We start from the raw sequence: 315 nt of genomic DNA, 5'->3' as shown, positions 1-315 counted from the left end.
ATTACTACATTCCAGATTCGGGTGAGTATGCAGATTATCTGACTGCAATGCCAGAAGGTGCGATTGAAGGGCATGCATTAGGAGGTGCCTCAAGTGCTACTCCTTGGTGGGTAGGAGCCAGTGAAGTAGGTGGGTTCAATGTATTACCTTGGTTAGCGGGTTTAGGAGCGCTTGGTGCAGGAGTGGCAGTCGCAAAAAGTCTCGACTCAGATGACAGTCAAGATGGTACAGATGGTCAGAGTGGTCTTTCAGCTTATGAAGTGTGGGAGAGCCTATCAGGTAATGAGGGTAAAACTGAAGCTGAGTTCATCGAGG

Annotated in this window: 1 protein-coding gene; it reads left to right on the top strand. The window is 48.6% G+C overall.

Going from position 1 to position 315, the window contains the following annotated elements; translation table 11 throughout:
* Nucleotides 1–315 (top strand): hypothetical protein (locus SB749_RS19060; protein ID WP_410711682.1); only part of this gene is annotated, 315 nt, incomplete at both ends.

The sequence above is a fragment of the Brevibacterium sp. SIMBA_078 genome, from assembly GCF_046534565.1.
Classification (GTDB): domain Bacteria; phylum Actinomycetota; class Actinomycetes; order Actinomycetales; family Brevibacteriaceae; genus Brevibacterium.
The sequence above is the reverse complement of the archived record's forward strand: the minus strand, read 5'-3'. Positions and strand labels throughout refer to the sequence as shown.